Below are 18,786 nucleotides of genomic sequence, written 5' to 3'. Positions count from 1 at the left end.
AAGTGCTCACAGTATTATTTAACATTTATTACTATTGTTGATTTAACTCCGTTGTAGGCAGTTACGGTTATTATGGCTCTTCCCTTTTTCCTGGCTTTTACAAGGCCTGTGGAAGTGACCTTTACTATTTTCTTGTTGTCACTCTTAAACTTGTAGTTATTGCAAGCCGATCCTGAGTTAACCTTAGGATTTAACTGGTAGGTATTACCCTTCTTAATAGTCTTCTTTTTAGGAAGTTTTACCAGCTTTGGTGCTTTCTTGGAATTCACCTTAATCGAAGCTGTGCAGCCATCCTGTGTCGCGGTTACAACCACATTCGCTTTCTTCTTGCTCTTGAGCTTACCGGTCTGGGTTACCTTAACAGCGGATTTCTTACTGCTGGTGAAAGTGACCTCATTCTCTCCGCAATAGAATCTTGGCATTATCGCCTCGCCGATACCGAGAACATATTTGGGATCAAGATAAAATACTGCACTGGCGCCATCCTGAACACTTATAGGCTCATCTGCATTGGTGATAACTTCATTGCCATCGGTACTGAATATTTTTGAATAATCCCGTACAAGAATACCGGTTTCCGTGGAATTATTAACCTTATTTGCATAAAAGGTGTTTATCTCTGATGCATTGGTTACATCGTAACCGTTCTTGCAGTTGTTGGCTGCATTGTTATTTATCTCTGAACCTCTCGCATAGCGTATGTAGACGCCTGCCTCAAAGCCCTCCAGAGTGTTGCCTGTTATATGATAACCTGATGTATAGTAAGTTCCGTTATCAATCTCTGTGGACCCATTGGTTAACATACCGCCTACCCTTATTCCGTAAGGATATCCGGTATTGATAGCAGTGCCCATGGTAATTGTATTTCCTGTTATCTCAAGGTTGGCATTGAAGTTTTCGTCTGATGAATTCTTGTCATCGGCCTCTGCAATAGCATAGCCCTCTACAACAGAATCAATTCCGCGGCCCACATTAGTTATCATATTGTTGTAAATCTTCGAATCAACGTAATGAGGACATCCAATAGCATGGTTGGTTATATTACTTATGAGATTGTCGTGTATTGTAATGTTTTTATGATGATGTCCTACGATTGAGTTGTGGCTTCCTATAGCTCTGTAGACATCATTGAAGGTACAATTTGAGACCTCTACATTCATGCAGCAATAATCATCAAAAGGTCCCATAAGTGTAGGATCAGAATCCGATCCAAGTGATATCCAGTCCTCATGGGCAGCGTCGATGTTTACTGCTTCATCATTGGGACTTCCGGGATATGTATAATGCTCAAAGCTGCACCTATTTACCTTTACATCCTTTGCAGCCGCTATCTCTATGCTATGTCCTCTTGAATTGGGAAATGATACATTTTCTATGGTAAGGCCTGTGATATGGGCAAATTTTACTGTTACAAAACCCTGGTCACTGAAAGAGAAGGCATTCGCATCTATTGTTCCGTTGACAATCGCCATGTTTTTGAAGCCGCCATAGCCGCTCTTATCATCTGCGGCGCCCTTTGCACCAATGATCATACCCCAGCATCTTCCGTTCAGGATATAGCTTCCATTTAAATCAAAAGTTGTATTGCTGCCGAGTCTTAAAGCTTTCTCAGGCTTTACCAGTATATATTTTCCGTTCTGAGGAAGTCTTACGCGGTACTTCTCATTAGCCGAAGCATTCTTAGCTGCATATGTAAATGCCTGCTGAACATAATCGTCAAAATCGTTCATGAGAGCTTCCGCATCATTCAATTCAATAATCTGCTCTGTTCCGTAGGCTTCAGGTTCAAATGTATAAGTTGCCGCCAGCACAAGGCTATATACTGAGAAGGAATCCGCATCAAAGCTGACACTCATGGTATGCTCCGCTTTAGAATGCGAGTTTAAAACCATCGGCATATCGACAAGATTGCCATCCTCATCGTGATAAACTTCGGTATCCGGGCTATCACCAAAGGGATTATCCGCATTTTCTTCTTCATTCTCTGCCTTAACAGGAGAGCACTCCGAATCACTGTCAAAATGCATTACGCTGATATCTGAAACACCGCAGCCGTCAGCCTCTGCCACCATATCTCGTGACACATCAAAGGATACTTTTACATCACCGTCTTTGGGCTGAACTTCATTATTCTCTTCATCAAAAAAGCTTATATCAAAGGATGATGAATAAAAAAGGGAATCGTTGCACTTATCATTGATAGCCCCGCTTAGTTCTTTTTCCTCATCCTCGGACAGATGCCTGACCGTAACTGTAACTCCATCCGGCAGCACTCCCTTATCGGCATGAATTGTTATACCGAATCCGTCCACCTCATCCTCATAGTCAAATTCAGTGGTGTAGGTATGGGGATCCTCTTCCTTATTCTCTTCGGAAGTATCGGCATTCCCATCGGAAACCTCTAAATTCTCGTCTTCGCCGGCATCGTCATTTACGATTATATCTTCTGTTGTATCCTCTGTGGCATCCTCTGTATCATCCGCCAAGGTCTCCTTAGCTTCTGCGTCATCAGTATTTTCATCAGCATCCTTCTGCTCCGTCTCTAAACCGGAAGTACTCTGCTCTCCCTCCGCTTTATCTTCATTTTCTGATGCTGCGTTCCCATCTGTTACACTCTGAAGCCCTTCCTCTGCCCTGACATTTGTTCCGATAACTCCGAACTGTCCCATGGCCAGAGTAGCCGCCAGAATCAAGCTGATAAAACTTTTTTTCTTAATCACTCCTTATACCCCGCTCTTTTCATAATAAATTTATGGCCCCAGCCTTCCTCATCCGTGATGAACCCAGGCATAAACCTCTCATATGCGCGCTTGTAAGCGCTGTCCCTGTGGAGTCCGTTTATGTACTTCTCCTGTGCAGGGAAAAACTCGTTGCATCTCTTGATGATCTCTTCCATATCGCATGCAGAATACGGAATTACAGGATCATTGAATTCAATCTCCTTTATCCTCTTATCAAAAGGCGTATTCTCCGCATGATCAACGTCATCATAGATACTCGCAACCCGGTTTTCTTTAAGAAAATCCACAAAATTCCTGAAATTCGCCTCATGAACGCTATTTATGGAATTAAAATCAGACTTATGAACGATATCAATAAGATCCGTGTCCGGCTTAAGATCATTCATCGAAATATGGGTAAGGTTATGGAAATCCACAAGTTCCTGCATCCTGCCATCTTTCATCAAAATCAGTGAAGGCGTCCCTCCCAGCATTGAAGCGATATTGCCGTGAAGACGGGGACCTACACTAAGGTCAGCCTTGCTATTGTGTTCAATCCATGTGGGAACATTAAGGAAGAATCTTGCTTTCCCGGCTCTGAATATCTTATCGCTGATGTTTATGGGATAAGGATAGCCCTTAGCTCTGTAGGGCATTCCATAGTAGAGCTCATTAAGCTCTCTTCTAAGCTGCGGAACAAATACGAAGTTGTCGAATGAATCCGTAATCTTACGCATAAATTCATGTATCTCAGCACTTGTAATCATGCTGTTGGTAACTATCAGCTTCGACTGCTTGCCAAAATCCTGCGGTACACTTCTTAAGGGCAGCTGCGATCCGTGAAAATAGAGTGAAGGACAGCCTATTGCCCTTACTTCACTACCTGAAAAGCCAAGGTTCTTTAAGTATTTTTCAGTATTTTCTCCGCGCACGCCAAAAATGGCAGATCTTTTCAGAACCGCCTTAGCAAATCTTTTAACCTCTTTGTCATAGGAATGAGCCTCGGTGACATCCTCTCCCATTGGAATCTTCATACCGGAACCGATTACGACAACCCTTATTTTCAGCTTTTCAACAAAATTAGTCAGTCGCTTTAGGCTGGGTACAAAGCTGCTTCTGAAAGCATCAGCAAGAGGAATGATGTAAAGATCGTACTTTTCATTGATCTCATCAATCTCTCTGCTGCTCGTCTGTCCTCTCTCTGGTCTGTAATAGTCCAGATCTATCTCGGTGCCTTCAGTCATGAGGATTCGGAAAATACTGTACAGATACACCATGTTCCCGGCATTACCGCCGAAAGTATCCTCCAGTATCTCCTTAGTGGCGCTAAAATTATCAAATGGGGACATACCCCCTCTTATCAGAATTCTCACTATAATAATGTCCTCAACAATTTTTTCTATACCAAACCATTGTACCAAAGTTTATAAGTAATAAAAAGTTCTCCTTAAACAGCAGAAAAAATCGATGACCGGAGGGCCATCGATTTTCCGAAAATAAACATATTAGGATTTATTGTGATTGTTTGCAGCTATTATTTATTTCCCTTAACTTTCTGAGACTTGCAGCCTACTACTGCAACAACTGCATTCTTACTGTGGTTGGATACAGTGTTGTTTGTTACTGTAGCCTTCTTTATCTTAGCTCCGTTTGAGCCTACGAAAATCGCCTGCTTTCCGCCTTCAACAGTGTTGTTCTGGATAGTAACAGTCATCTTGTTACCGCCTCCCTGGTTGAGAGCATGGATACCTGATGAATAGTTAGCCTTCTTAGCGGAAGCCTTACTTATGATAGTATTACCTGTAACCTTCAGTCCGATGATATTGTAAGCCATAAGACCTTCTGCCTTGTTACCTGTAATTGTGCAGCCTGATATTGTAATATTCTTGTGGTACTTGTTCTGATATTTACCTCTGTCCTTCTTGCCTGCACCCTTAGCATTCTTAACGTCTGCATTGATACCGATGCCTCTGTTTCCGGTTACTTCACAGTTGATTATCTGTACATTCTGGCAGGTTGAGCCATCAAGTGCTTTTCCTGAAAGAACATTGCCTGCGGTAGCGGGAGAAGCAAGGTCAATCTGAAGCTGTTCTTCCTTGCCGTTGTTGCTTCCGAGAGGAGTAATCTTACAGTTTTCTATAAGAACATCCTTGCAGGCAATAATTTCTACGGAATGGCTTCCGGCATTTGCACACTCAATAGTCATATTCTTTAACGTAATGTTCTTTCCCTGAGCAATCTTAAATGCACTTGTTTTTCCGCCGCTAGAATCAGTAGATTTCCAAATTCCACCATTAATAGTCAGTCCAGCAATAGCACCATAACCACCTTTTGTGAAGTCCGCATTAGCTACAGCTCCCTTTTGGGTATTTGTGATATTAATAGTAGCACCCTCAGCATTGATGGTAATGTTTCTGCCTGAAGGGATATTAATTGCATACTCAAGGTTAAATGTTTCTCCTGATTTAAAGGTAATAGTATCATACTTCGAAAGTAAATCACGAATATAATTGCTATACACCCAATTGGTTTTATTATTTGTCATATTTCTGGTTTCCCAACCAGGTGCTTTATGTAAGTCCTCATCTGTCATCTTTTCAAACGGAACTGCAACAACCTCCTCTGCTTTAGCCGTCAATCCGCCTGTCAGCATAAGCATAAAACTCATGCTGGCTGCTGCAAGTGTCACCTTTAAACTGTTCTTAATTAGAGTTCCCTTCATAAGATTTAACCTCCTTTGTTCAACCTCTCTAAAATCAGGTACTTTTTGTACTTCCGATCTCGTATACAGGATAGTTTTTTAATCAATCCGTTTTATAATCATATTTACGTGCTTCTTTAACATTTTTAAACTAAATACTATTTACATTCTCACAGACAAAATGACATCCGTCAATCACCCTACTCCCTATTTAATGCTCTTTTAATATTCTGTTTAAACTTAAATCATTTTTTAATACAGATATGAAAAAGCTTTCCCAAAATCACTTTCAGGAAAGCTTTTTTATTTCACCCTTTTTCATCAATAAGAGTATTTTCATTCAATTCAATTTTTCAAATTTCTTGGTTACAAAACCGGGAAGATATTTCTTGTAGCGATTCAGAACTCTGTTCTGAATCCTTATCCTCTCCTTGAGCTCCTCAATGTAGCCTTCTTCATAATCAAGGTATTCCTCGATTCTGCGGATTCGCTCAGCCTCATCACAGGTGAGAATCGGAGTAATGGGCTCATCCCAGGTAATCTGACTGATCTTTTCATCAAAAATGGTCTTCTCCGGAGAGTTATATCCCTTAAATACAGAATCAATGTTATTCTGCTCAAGGAAGTCCACATAATGTCTGAAGTTAGCTTCATGAACATCCTCAATGCTGTAGAGATTGGTTCTTCCGACTATCTCCTCAAGTGTCGTATTATCATCAATAACATCCGGTGTGGCGTGAGGAAGCTTATGATAATCGATAAGCTCCTTCATTCTGCCGTCTTTAACAAGAAGCACCGAAGGAATTCCGCAGTTAATTGACGCTATGTTGCCATGCATTCTGGCTCCGACACTAAGATCCCTGTCCTTAACATAATCGAACCAGCTGGGTACATTTACAAAGAATCTTGCCTTATCACTCGTGAAAACTTCATCCGTTGTACGAATCGGATATGCCGTATCCTCCTTGCGGTAAATTGCTCCAAGATACATCTCACGAAGCTCTCTGACAAGCTGCGGAATGAACGTGGCATTGGGATACTCAGTCAGAATTCTCCTGAGGAATCTGTTAATGTTCTCCGTGCTGAGCATGCTGGCATTAACAATGATGCCGGAATCCTTATTAATCTCCTTGGTAAGTCTCTTGAGCTTTAAATTAGCACCATGCAGATAAAGTGAGGGACATCCGATTGGTGTAAACTGGGTGCCCTCCTTAAAGCCGAGTCTCTTTAAGTAAGAGCCTGTAATCTCTCCTCTGACACCAACTATGGATGAATGATCAAGAACAGCAGAAACAAAATCCTTAACAGCCTGATCACAGGGATGTTCATCGTTAATGCTGTCACTTATTCCGATCTTCATACCAACGCCCACGATTACTACCGGGATCGTCATCTTGCGAATAGCTCTTGTAAGCGCATTAAGGCAATTGATAAACGAATCTCTGAAGGCATCTGCAAGAGGAATGATGTACATGGAATATTCTTCATTGATACGCTTAATATCCTCTTCCGTGCTGTGACCGCGTTCTATTATATATCTGTCCACATCGATCTGAACATCTTCGCCTGTCATGATGGATCTGTAAACACCATAGAGATACACCATATTGCCCGCGTTGGTTCCAAAGCGGTTATTCAGAATGATGTCACTGACATCATATTTATCGAAGGGAGACATACCTCCCCTGACTAAGATTTTTTTCATAAAGTATTGCACCTCATCAATAAACCGGTGTTTTAATCTGACTCAGACCGGTCTGTTTAATAGTGATTATTTCTTCATCAAATTTTCCAGAATCTCTTTAACTCTTACGGATGTATTACCATCACAATTTGATATGTATCTCTCACAGAAACGCTCAAGGGCAGAATAATCGTAGTTATCAATATCATTGACCTTCTGCAAAAGTTCCGCGTTACTGCTGCAGGTTATTTCAGGTAAAAGATTGTCATAATCGAAATAGAACTCCTGCTCCCTGCCAAAAGTAATTCTGTCGGGAGTCCATATAAACAAAGGCTTCTTAATAATTGCAGCTTCAAACATCTGACTGCAATAATCACCAACCACTATGTCAGCAATGGCGATAGCCTCTGTATGGGTAATAGGTGCCACATTTTTCCAGTCAATCTTATCCATCCTGACTCCGCCTGCGGAATCGGGCATAGCATCACCGTCAAGGCTATCGGCCTCCTGCTGAGCTACGCGCTGTGCAAGAACGAATCTGGGATCAAAAGCGAATCCCTCCAAATACTCGGATATCTCAAGTCTTCTTCCTGGTTTACCGTCGCAGACCATTCCGACGCATACATACTCTCTGGCATAGGCCTCATGCATCATTGTCATGACTCTGTTAAGATATCCGACAGCGGATTCTCTGTCCTTGCAAAGGAACAGAACTATTTTCTTGCCGGTAGAATAGGGGCAGATTGTCTCAAGACGCTTTCTGGCATTTGCCTTGAACTCCTCATCGAAGAGCATATCTGTTGTTATATTACCTATATTAACAACCTTTCCGTCCTCGGCAAGCTTATAATTCTTAGCGAAAAGCTCATTGTCTTTCTCTGCGCTTCCCATAACCGCATTATACTTTGAACGTATAGGGAAATACCTATTCTCCTCAACGTTGTATCCACTGATTATTTCCTTAGAGCTTATCCACTTGGGATATAAAGGAATAAGTTCAGGGCTGATCTGAATAAGCTTTGTCTCTTCACGAAGCTCGATCATTCTGAGGATATAAGGCTCTCCGGAGCAGAATATTACTTTTGCTCCGGCGAGCTTGCTTACAAAGCTCTCAATGTTTTTAGCGTTATATGTAACATCCTTTATGATTTCGTATTGACCCTCATTCTCCTTTAATACCTTTTCAAGAGAATAGAAAACATCCCAGTCGGAGGCCTCATCAGGCAGAAATGCTACGCGATTTTCAATAACAGGTTGCTTTGCAGCCTTCCTGTATGCCGAAGCTGCTTTATTCATGAGCTTTTTCATTCGATCAATGCGCTTTTTCTCATCCCTGAACAGAATTTTTGCATCCGGCAGATCACAGAAGTCTCCTTCAACAGGGGCAGGTCTTCTGAACTGCTCTATATCATCCCCAAAGAATTCCTTCATGATTCTCTCAGTAGCATGTCCGTCACAGGCACTCATGAATTTTTCCCTGAATGCATGAACTTTTTCCCTGTCAAAGCGCTCATCTATATGCTCAATATAATCAACCATCTCTGAATTGGTGTAGCAGATCGGTCCGGGTGTCAGCTCATCATAATTGTAGTAGAAACCTCTCCAGTCAAAATAGTTGGCCAGATCATATGCAAAGAAGATCATGGGCTTCTCAAATATTGAGAACTCAAATATCAGAGAAGAATAGTCCGTAATACAGATATCCGTTACGCATAAAAGCTCTGAAATGCTCATATCATCCGTAAGATCCACCGCAAATTTCCTGTAGTCCGTAGGAATTGTGGGACGGATTTTTACAAGAGGATGATGCTTATAAACAAGAACATACTCGTCCTTGAACTTCTCATAGAATTTACCGATTTCAAGCATATCCGGAGTTATAGCACTTCTGGGCATACCTCTGAAGGTAGGTGCATACAAAATCACCTTCTTGCCCTTTGCCTGAGGCAGAATATCATAGAAATGATCCCTAGCGGCGTTTATAAAGGATTCCTTATAAAATACGTCCGTTCTGCTTATTCCTATACCCTTTACGCACTGAGAGTTATATTCCATACCCATTGCTTCGATATAGGCCCATTCAACCTCCGGGCTGCTGACTGTAACAGTGTGATACTTCGGATGAAGCTTGTATGTAGCTCTGTCTTTCTCAGTACCTCCGAATATCTTCTTTATGGTACTGTTGCCAAACTTTTTGAAGGCGCCTGCTCCATGCCAGGTATTAAGGACTTTCGTGCCCTTTCTTACTTTGAAACTTCCCTGTGTATTGCTGCTATCATTGTAGATCAGATATTTTGCGGTTGCGGCATCCTTAACGAAATCAATCTGTCTCTTAAGCTCAGCCGGCTTAAGAACAAATCCTTCTCTAAAGAAATGGCAGTGTATATCCATGTTGTAATTGCAAACAAGCTCATTGAAAATCTCCTGATATGTATCGGTGAGATTACCAAATCTGATTTCCATGAATATTACTTTGTTTTCCTGTATCGGCTTTAATGCATAGAGATGATATAAAAACGGAAACAGCCATTTTCTGGTAAGCCAAAGCTTTACGGCACCTGCTTTACTTCTGTTCTCCAGCATGGTGCTTCTGACAACATTCTTACCGCTAACCTTTTTATTATTAAAGAAACTCATATATATCCTCTTCCAATTATAATTCCCTGACTAATTCAAGCGTGATATCACCGGCATCGGAAATATTGACTTTATAAAGACCGTTGGCCTTTATGTCACTATAAAACATCTCCCTGAAGGATTCATCCAAAAACTCATCATGGGAATGAATCCAAATATAAGTATATCCACCCGTCTTTATCATATCCGGGAATTCTTGTATGGTAGTATCTGTTTTGCAATTGAAAGTATAGCTTCCCTTTTTATTGAACTCCCAGGGCGAATTCAGATAATTGCTCACCTGCTTGTCCATATAATAAAGTGCAACACATAGCGGATATTCATTCATATTCTCAAGAGAATATGCATTACTGAGCATATAGACTCTGTCATCTTCACCTATTATAGTTTTTATTTCTTCAACCTGCTCTTTTGTCCTATTGATTTTTTCATAGGTAGGATTCTCCCAATAGTGCAGTGAAGATCCCTTGAATATGATGTCTTCATTAAAATTAGATATCATAAGGACTAAAATCGCAAGTCCCAGCAAAGAAGTATTAGAAAGACGCTTTGCTCTGCCCTCCGACTGATCTGCAAAACGTTTCTCACTGACAATCCTTCTAAGCAGGAATGCAGACATGATAACGTACTCAAAAACAACCACAATCGACAGATATCTATATCCCGTAGCGTTTCTTATGCTCTCTTCGTATGAAAAGACGGAAACATAGCTCACATATAATCCGGCAATATATAACAGCATATAAATCGGGAAAGCAATGGTCTGAGCAAGCAGTCTTCTTTTTTCTGCTTCCTCTTTGCACCATGAAACCATCACTGCCATAATAATTGTTATCATTATGGTAGCCTGTGCTGCCCTGAAGGGCATATTGGGATTACTGGTGAGCGACTTTTCAAATATTGTATAAGGCAAACATAATGCGGTAAGTCTTGCCTTTTTTGATGAAAACGTAAGTGCCTCCAGAACTCCGTGCAAGTTGGCAGGAATAAAGGATTCTCCTAAGAGAAACCAAACAGCAGCTACAAACACAATACCAATTGCAATAATAGCAACACCCTGCTTCCATCTGCGTTTTAGTATCGTTCCAATGGAACTGCCGTTTTTCCTCTCAATACTGTCAATAACAATGAAGGCCAGAGTGAACAGCCACATTAAAAGTCCGACTCCCCACTTGATTCTGGCCACAAACACAAGGAGCGGTATCATCAATAATCCGTTCCTGAATCTTTTGATAAGCCCCAAAAGCTTATTACCGGATGCAGCGGTTTTGTCTGTATCAGTTTTATCACCGCCTATTATATACCAAACCATGCAGGTTCCTGCAGCCCACATTGCGCAGGGAACATCCACATACAGACTTTTATAGGGCTGAACATAAAGGCTAAAAAGTCCTGCATAAACCAGCAAAACATATAATAATCCCTTATACCAGTCCTTCCATTTCAATCTAAGGAGGGGAAGCACTGCCGCTATAGCTGACAGCATGAATCCCGAAGAATACATATATCCTTCATTGTATCCTCCCAGGATCTGGAAAAATGCCGAAAACAAGCTTGTTTCCGGCGGAACAAGTGCTGAGCCGATGAAGTCTCCATCCACCGGTATAAAATTGTTCTCATACATGTACTTAACTTCTGCAGCCCACTGATGAAAATCATCATATGTCTGTATGAAATCTCCATGAAAAGCGACAATACCAGCCAGTGACAAGCCTATAAAAGCAACAACTCCTACGGAAAAGAAACCTTTTCTGTCTCTGCCCTTCAATATAAATAACAATAATCCTATCAGTGACAGAGCAAAGTATAGCTTAGCTCCGGCACTAATTCCGGCGGTCAGTCCAAAGACCTGTAAAACAACTATAAGCGTAATTGCCGAGTACGCAACACTTAGTTCTCCCTCTGTGTGCAGGAGAGCATAGTATCCCATACCGCAGCAAAGCAGCATACATATCCCCGCCACCATCATAACCGTAGACAAATCAGTTCTCCTCCATAATTACCGTACTGCCCGTCTTACTTTCTATATGCTTCAATGCGATCACCAAAAAACATATCTATAATTCTCTCTGTAGCATGACCGTCACAGCCGCTCATGAATTTCTCTCTAAAGTCATGAACCGCCTTTTTATCGAATCTGTCCTCTACATTTTTAATATAGTCAATCATCTCCTCATTGGTCCTGCAAACAGGTCCGGGAGTCATCTCATCATAATTATAATAGAATCCTCTCCAATCACAGTAATTTTCGAGGTCATATGCAAAGAACACCATCGGTCTCTCAAAAATGGAATACTCATATATCAGTGATGAATAATCAGTAATACAGATATCTGAGACGCAAAGAAGATCCGAAATAGCCATGGTATCAGTGACATCCCTGGCAAATGCCTTAAATCTGTCATCCACTACCGGACGCTTTGCCTTTTTCACAAGAGGATGGTGTTTTATAAGCACCACATACTCATCCGAAAGCTCTTTATAGAAAAGCTCCAGATCAAGCTCATCCGGTGTCTCTGCCCTTTTCATTCTTCCTCTGAAGGTCGGAGCATAGAGTATTACTTTTTTGCCTGCAGCTTCAGGAAACTCACTTATAAGTTTATCCTTTGCACTGTCAATGTACTCCTTACGATAAAAGACGTCTGTCCTGCTAAGTCCAACGCCTTTTATGCTTTCAGAATCCTTTTCCTTGCCAAGGGCCTCAACATAGGCCCATTCAACCTCGGGACTTGATACGGTGAACAAATCATAGTGAGGATGGGCATTATATCTTAATTGCTCTTTCCTGCTGCCGCCAAAAATCTTATCAGCTGTGCTAAGGCCGAACTTTTTAAAGGCGCCTGCACCATGCCAGGTATTAAGTACTCTTGTACCTTTTCTGACCTTAAAAGCTCCCTGCGTATCACTTGCATCGTTATAAATAAGAAATGCAGCTGTTGCAGCATCCTTCACAAACGCTATCTGGCGTCTTATGGTCTCTTTATTGGAGACAAATCCCTGCAAAAGGAAATGGTAGTGGATATCCAGATTGTAGTCCTGTTCAAGAACCCGGATTATCTCTGTAAAATTATCCGTTACTTCTGAAAATCTGCCCTCCATAAAAAGTACTTTATCTTTTTGTATTGGCCTTATTGCATTTATGTGATACACCAGCGGAAATACAACTTTCCTTGTAATCCACCTGACCACATGTTTCTTTTTAAGCCTTTTCATATGCTCTTCTCTTTTCCATCAGCCGTTTAGATAACTCTTCTTAAGGACCTCAGGATGCTTTTCTCTAAGATACCCTATTGCTGTGTTAACAGCATCTTCATCAGGTGCATCCATAAGCATCTTCCTTAAAACAGAATCCTCGTTTTCAGACTCTTTTTTCTTTCTGACCTTGAAATCAGCAGCAAGCTTCTCTATATCGCTTCTGTTCTCAGGCAGTTTCCTGGTTACAAGGAACTCTTCATAAGCATCCATGTACAGTTCAACTTCATCGGTAAAAGCGATCTGTTTGCCGTGATCAAGCCACAGCATCTTATTGCACAGCTCTCTGACCTGAGTAGCGGAATGTGAAACCAGCATACCTGTTATTCCGCGGCCAAGGATTTCTTTCATCTTGTCGCCACTCTTTTTTCTGAATGCACCGTCTCCGACAGACAGTACCTCATCCAGTATGATTATGTCAGGATCTACAAGACATGCGATAGAAAATGCAAGTCTCGATTTCATTCCACTTGAAAGCTGCTTAAACTCGTAATCCTGGAATTTCTCCAGTTCAGCGAACTTGATGATCTCATCGTATTTCTCATCAAGAAAGTCTCTGGTATATCCAAGCATGGCTCCGCGAAGGTAAGTGTTTTCCCTGACGGTCATATCCATGTCAAAGCCGCTTGCAAGCTCGAGAAGAGCCGCAATATTACCCTTTACCTTAACCTTGCCCTCAACAGGGAGAAGTATTCCTGAAATAGCCTTGAGAAGCGTACTTTTACCCGCGCCATTGGTTCCGACGATACCAAGCATATCTCCCTTTTCAAGAGAAAAAGTCACATTTCTGTCGGCCCAGAATTCCTTTATATGATAGTTGCCTCTAAGCTTTCTTACAACATACTCTTTAAGCCCTATCGCTTTGAGGTCACCTTTTATATATCTGATACTAACGTTATCACATTGAACAATTGCCATATTATTACCTTCTTAGCTTACATGTAGTACACGAACTCATGATTATAACGTTTATAGATCCACGCACCTATCGCCAGGTAGAAAAGCGCATAAAATGCACATAATAAGTGATACTGCGGCGACGGTATAATGCAATCTATACATATTGTCCTGAAGTACTTGATCATTACATACACCGGGTTAAGTAAAAACAGCGGCTGGAACTTCTCCGGGAAGCGACTAACCTGATAGAATATTGCAGATAAGTATGTAAGCAGTGTAAGGAATACTTCATACAAATACTGAATGTCACGGAAGAATACGAAAAGCGCCGACAGTATCATTCCGATTCCGACATTCATGATCGTCAAACAGATCACAGGATAAATAAGTAATAACATACGCGGGCCAAACTGTATCTTGTCAATTATACAGAACAGGAAAAATACCAGCATCGTCAGCATGAAATTCACAAGCGCAGATACATTCCTTGATAACAGGAAGAGATATTTGGGTACATTTATCTTCTGTATTATCTTGGAATTTTTCATCAAGCTTGCCATGCCATTCTTGGTTGCTTCCTTAAAGAATGACATTACTATGTTTCCTGCAAACAGATATGTTGTATAATGCGGAGCATTCCTTCCAAAGAATCTGGTAAACACCATCTTCATAACCAGGAGGTGCAACAGAGGTGAAAGTATACTCCATGCCATTCCCAGTACCGTTCTCTTATACTTCTGGTTGAAATCTCTCTTTACAAGCTCCTCAAACAGAAACTTGTACTTACGCATATTTTTTGTTGTTCTTTTTATAGTTCCTTCAATCATTAAATCCTACCTTTTATAACCCGGCTTTAGTCTACCTTATATTCAAAAAAATCATCCAGCCTGTTCTTTTTATCAAACAGATGATTGTAGCTAAGCCACTGATACGTTTTTATTTGCTCATAGTATTTCGATGTATCATCGTCTACCGAATAATACTTCCCATCAGCATCCAGATATCCGTTAATATTTATTATCGGAACATCCTTCATAAGGTCAACTAAGAACTTATTATATCCGCTTTGCTTCATTCCCGCCACTTCCATTGTCAACGACTGAAGATAGTTAACGCTAATATCAGCATTACTGTAGCTTTCTTCATCTATATCATAGTTGGCCCATATAAAATAGGACGTATGATACAGGCTGAAGGATTCCTCATCAGTAAGCGTCTTTTTGCTCTTCCCGAGAATGGTATCATAAAACCCATTGCTTAATCCCGGTTCATGATCTCCGAAGAATACAATAACTGTCGGTTCATCAACATTCGAAAAATACCCGACCAGTTTTTCCAATGCTCTGTCACTCTCATGAACAAGATTTATATAAGAGTTTATCTCCTGTGTGTCATATTTTTCATCTTCTATCCCAACGACATAATCGAGATTCTCAAACACATGATCGTAAGGACTGTGATTCTGCATGGTCACATTGAAAATATAAAAGGGTTCGTCACTCTCTTTGCGGGCATTCTCGTATTCCTCTATGATTCTGTCAAAATCAGCCTCATCGCGTACGCGCCCGCCGATGGTCGGTACATCTTCCGCAAAATCGTTTATAGATATGTATCTATCAAATTGCAAATAATTATAAACGTTTTGACGATTATATCCACTGGGATTAAAGGGATGCATCGCAAGAACCCTGCCATAGCTGTCCGCCTTCAGATTGGATGTAACGGAAGGCATAAAGCTCTTAATATATAGCTGAAAAGGTGTCGTTCCGGCAGGTAAAAATGCCTTCGAATCGCCTGTCAGAAACTCAAACTCTGAATTGGCTGTCTGCCCTCCGAACACGGATACATACAGCTGTCCCTTAATGGTGTTCTCTTCGAGGCTGTCATAAAAAGGCATCACCGGAATATCCGTATTAAGCTCTCCCAATTCCTGCAGATCGGCAAAGGCTTCATCCATAACAACAATTACATTTGGCCTTACATAACCATCATCACTTATAGAATCCGACTCATATGCGCTGCATCTGTCCTTAAGCTCGTCTATCGAATATCCGTCGGGCTTATCTATAACCATAATGCGAACACTTCTGGCCAGTGTGAGGATACCACCATATTTATTGTAGGATTTTATCGGCATAAAGGTGTTAATTGACACCCTGTTATTCTGAAGAAAATCCGTAAAAAACAAAACATAAAAGCTTCCCGAAAAAACTACCAGATACAGTGCTGCTATCACTGCCCGTACTTTGAACTTAACCTCATCATTTTTCCGAAAGCAGAATATGCAAAAGCTGATACACGAAAGCAAAAAAATAAGCGCCATGAACTGCCTTATCCCTATAACGAACACATAACTGTCGATGACATTCATGGCTGTTCCTACAATCGCTATATCTCCGGCAAGAATAGGAATCTGCCTGTATAAAATTACCAGGTAATTCCCGACTCCGAACATTACGGACAAGAGACCTGTAATGCAAACAGACACCCCAAGGGATAATGTCAGCGCGTATATAAGAAGAAATATCAGCAGGTAAAGCGCATAATTACCAAGTAAATACTTGAATTTCACACTAAAAGTAAAATCTGTATCCATCGCTTTTTCAGTAATAAAAAAGCATATTGCCGGAAATACAAGCATTATGGGTACAAATAAATATTTGTTAACGACCTCCTTTACCCGGTCGCCCCAAAAGGGAATCGTCACTGAAAACGCGAAGAACAGCAGAGATAGCAACTGATATCTTTTTCCTGTCCAATCAGTAACTCTAAGTGCCAGTATTGCCGTAATAAGCACAACTATCAGCACATAAATATATTTGAAAATTCTGTCTTTATCATTTTTAATACTAATCATAGTTCTCTCATAGCTTTGACTAAGGCTTTATCTCTGATATGCCTTCATGTCATGAGTCTTCCTTTTATCCTCCGGTGGAAGACACATATAATCACCAAACAGATTCGTCAGGTATTCATGCCAATATGAGGTTGCCAAGAACTTATGTCCCTCAAATTCAACCTCAATGGATTTCTCATAGGCATCTCTTGGAATAGCCTCTTTAGTCCCGTAAAGACCCTCTGTCACAATTCCGACCCAGTCAGACTTTTCATATACATTCTTCCTTGCCATATCAACTATTTTATAGTTATATCTGTCGGTATTTATTATATGAGCTATTACGGACAGCACCGGTTTTACAAGCTTTTTTCCAAGGCTCTTACCCTCAAAGGGTCTTACATACTTCATCTGAACATATTTGCGATATTTTGTGACTGTGTCAAATAATTGTTTTGATTCTTCCTCTTTTTCGGGAATTCCGTCGACAGGAAGAAGATCTATCCAGAGATTGTCGTTTTCACTGTCCTTGAAAAAGTCATTGTGTACCACATATCTTTTATCAAGGACCTTAATGAATGGAAATCTTGATGTTCCGTTCTCAAAACAAACTATTCTCATCCATTCGGGCATATTCAGCTTTTCATCCCTTACAAGCCCTGCAAGTCTCATATATTCAGGTCTTGCCATGCAAATATCGATGTCATCATCCCAGGGAATAAAGCCCTTATGACGGATTGCCCCAAGTAGAGACCCCCCGCATAAATAGAATTTCAGATCATGTTCATTGCACAATTTCTGAAATTCCACCAATATATTAAATTCGACTGCTTTTATTTCTTCTAATGTTAATTTTTTCATTTTCTGTATTTTTCAATAGACGGCTCAAAAAATTCAGCTATTATTCTTTCTGTAGCATGTCCATCACATGCACTCATGAATTTCTCTCTGAAGTTATGAACAATGCTTTTGTCAAAACGCTGATCTATATCGGCGATATATTCTATCATCTCTTCATTCGTTTTGCATATCGGTCCGGGCGTCATCTCTTCATAATCATAGAAAAAGCCTCTTTTATCGTAATATTCATCAAGATCATAGGCAAAAAACACCATGGGCTTCTCAAGTAATGAATACTCAAATATTACCGAAGAATAATCAGAGATCATTATATCCGATACAAAAATCAGATCTTCTACAGGAAGCGTATCTGTCACATCATATGCAAACTCAGAGCAGTCCTGCGGTATCTCTGGTCTGTTTTTCACAACCGGGTGATGCTTTATAAGAAGTATGTATTCATCACCGAGTGTCTCGTAAAACTTCTCAATATCAATCTTATCAGGTGCACTTGCTTTAGTAATACGTCCCCTGAAGGTCGGAGCATAGGATATGATCTTTTTACCCTTTGCCTCCGGAACCGTATTATACAGATTCTCGAAAGCCTTCTTCTTGTATTCTTCTTTATAAAACACATCCGTGCGGGATAGTCCCAATGGCCTTATGCAACCCGGATTCTTCTCTTTTCCCATAGCTTCCACAAAAGCCCATACGACCTCCGGAGAGCTTACGGTTACAATATCATAATCAGCATGTTCAGGATAACGCTCAATGCTCTTTTCCAGGCTGCCTGATGACTTATCCTCTCTGCTGAGACCGAATCTTTTAAAGGCGCCTGCTCCATGCCATGTATTTAATATACGCTGTCCTTTTCTCTTCCTGATACAAGCCTGAATATCTCTTCCTTCACTATAGATAAGATATTTGGCTGTGGCAGCATCTCTCATGAAATCCATCATTTTAACATGTACTTCATCCCTGCTGAGTGTCCCTATATGCAGGTAGTGACAATGTATGTCAAGATTGTATTTTTCCTTAAGCTCTTTGTAAATCAGCCTGAATGAATCAGACAACTCAGGATATCTGAGTTCAAGAAAAACCACTTTATTTTCCTTGAGAGGCGCAAGTGAATGGATATTAAAAAGTAATGGATACAGTACTTTTCTGGTATAGTATTTTCGAATTTTGCGATAGGTTTTTCCTGCCACTTAATTTC

The 18,786-nt window shown here is 40.7% G+C and carries 12 protein-coding genes; all 12 read right to left on the bottom strand.

Annotated features, from left to right (window positions below; genetic code table 11):
* Positions 1-14: 14 nt before the first annotated feature.
* The 12 genes from G596_RS0113140 to G596_RS22135 all read right to left on the bottom strand — a co-directional run bounded on the left by G596_RS0113140 (position 15) and on the right by G596_RS22135 (position 18,778).
* The gene (locus G596_RS0113140; RefSeq protein WP_022762307.1) at positions 15-2,720 is read right to left on the bottom strand and encodes an Ig-like domain-containing protein; all 2,706 of its coding nucleotides are present in this window, start codon (positions 2,718-2,720) and stop codon (positions 15-17) included.
* The gene (locus G596_RS22155) at positions 2,717-4,069 is read right to left on the bottom strand and encodes a polysaccharide pyruvyl transferase family protein (protein WP_049944866.1); all 1,353 of its coding nucleotides are present in this window, start codon (positions 4,067-4,069) and stop codon (positions 2,717-2,719) included. The genes G596_RS0113140 and G596_RS22155 overlap by 4 nt, the downstream gene beginning before the upstream one ends.
* 185 nt (positions 4,070-4,254) lie before the next feature.
* Positions 4,255-5,442 (bottom strand): right-handed parallel beta-helix repeat-containing protein, encoded by a 1,188-nt coding sequence (locus G596_RS0113130; protein ID WP_022762305.1) that lies wholly within the window; start codon positions 5,440-5,442, stop codon positions 4,255-4,257.
* Positions 5,443-5,761: 319 nt separating this feature from the next.
* Positions 5,762-7,126: a polysaccharide pyruvyl transferase family protein gene (locus G596_RS22150; RefSeq protein ID WP_022762304.1), complete on the bottom strand. Its 1,365-nt coding sequence runs from the start codon at positions 7,124-7,126 to the stop codon at positions 5,762-5,764.
* A 66-nt stretch (positions 7,127-7,192) separates the two neighbouring features.
* Complete coding sequence (locus G596_RS23905; protein ID WP_022762303.1) at positions 7,193-9,742, bottom strand: CDP-glycerol glycerophosphotransferase family protein; 2,550 nt, start codon at positions 9,740-9,742, stop codon at positions 7,193-7,195.
* Between the two features lie 16 nt (positions 9,743-9,758).
* Positions 9,759-11,723, bottom strand: a complete 1,965-nt coding sequence (locus G596_RS0113115; protein ID WP_155829276.1) for a hypothetical protein — start codon at positions 11,721-11,723, stop codon at positions 9,759-9,761.
* Positions 11,724-11,758: 35 nt separating this feature from the next.
* Positions 11,759-12,955, bottom strand: coding sequence for a CDP-glycerol glycerophosphotransferase family protein (locus tag G596_RS0113110; protein ID WP_022762301.1), 1,197 nt, complete (start codon positions 12,953-12,955; stop codon positions 11,759-11,761).
* An 18-nt stretch (positions 12,956-12,973) separates the two neighbouring features.
* Positions 12,974-13,912 (bottom strand): ABC transporter ATP-binding protein, encoded by a 939-nt coding sequence (locus G596_RS22140; RefSeq protein WP_022762300.1) that lies wholly within the window; start codon positions 13,910-13,912, stop codon positions 12,974-12,976.
* Positions 13,913-13,929: 17 nt separating this feature from the next.
* Entirely contained in the window at positions 13,930-14,685 is a 756-nt protein-coding gene (locus tag G596_RS0113100; protein ID WP_044928655.1) for an ABC transporter permease, read from the bottom strand.
* A gap of 62 nt (positions 14,686-14,747) precedes the next feature.
* Positions 14,748-16,751, bottom strand: a complete 2,004-nt coding sequence (locus G596_RS0113095; protein WP_022762298.1) for an LTA synthase family protein — start codon at positions 16,749-16,751, stop codon at positions 14,748-14,750.
* Positions 16,752-16,778: 27 nt separating this feature from the next.
* On the bottom strand, positions 16,779-17,591 hold the full coding sequence (locus tag G596_RS0113090; RefSeq protein WP_022762297.1) for a LicD family protein: 813 nt from the start codon (positions 17,589-17,591) through the stop codon (positions 16,779-16,781).
* Complete coding sequence (locus tag G596_RS22135) at positions 17,588-18,778, bottom strand: CDP-glycerol glycerophosphotransferase family protein (protein WP_022762296.1); 1,191 nt, start codon at positions 18,776-18,778, stop codon at positions 17,588-17,590. Before G596_RS22135 ends, G596_RS0113090 begins: the two co-directional genes overlap by 4 nt.
* Between the last annotated feature and the right edge of the window lie 8 nt (positions 18,779-18,786).

This window comes from Butyrivibrio sp. AD3002 (assembly GCF_000420905.1).
Classification (GTDB): Bacteria; Bacillota; Clostridia; order Lachnospirales; family Lachnospiraceae; genus Butyrivibrio.
This window is presented reverse-complemented; position numbering and strand designations above follow the sequence as displayed.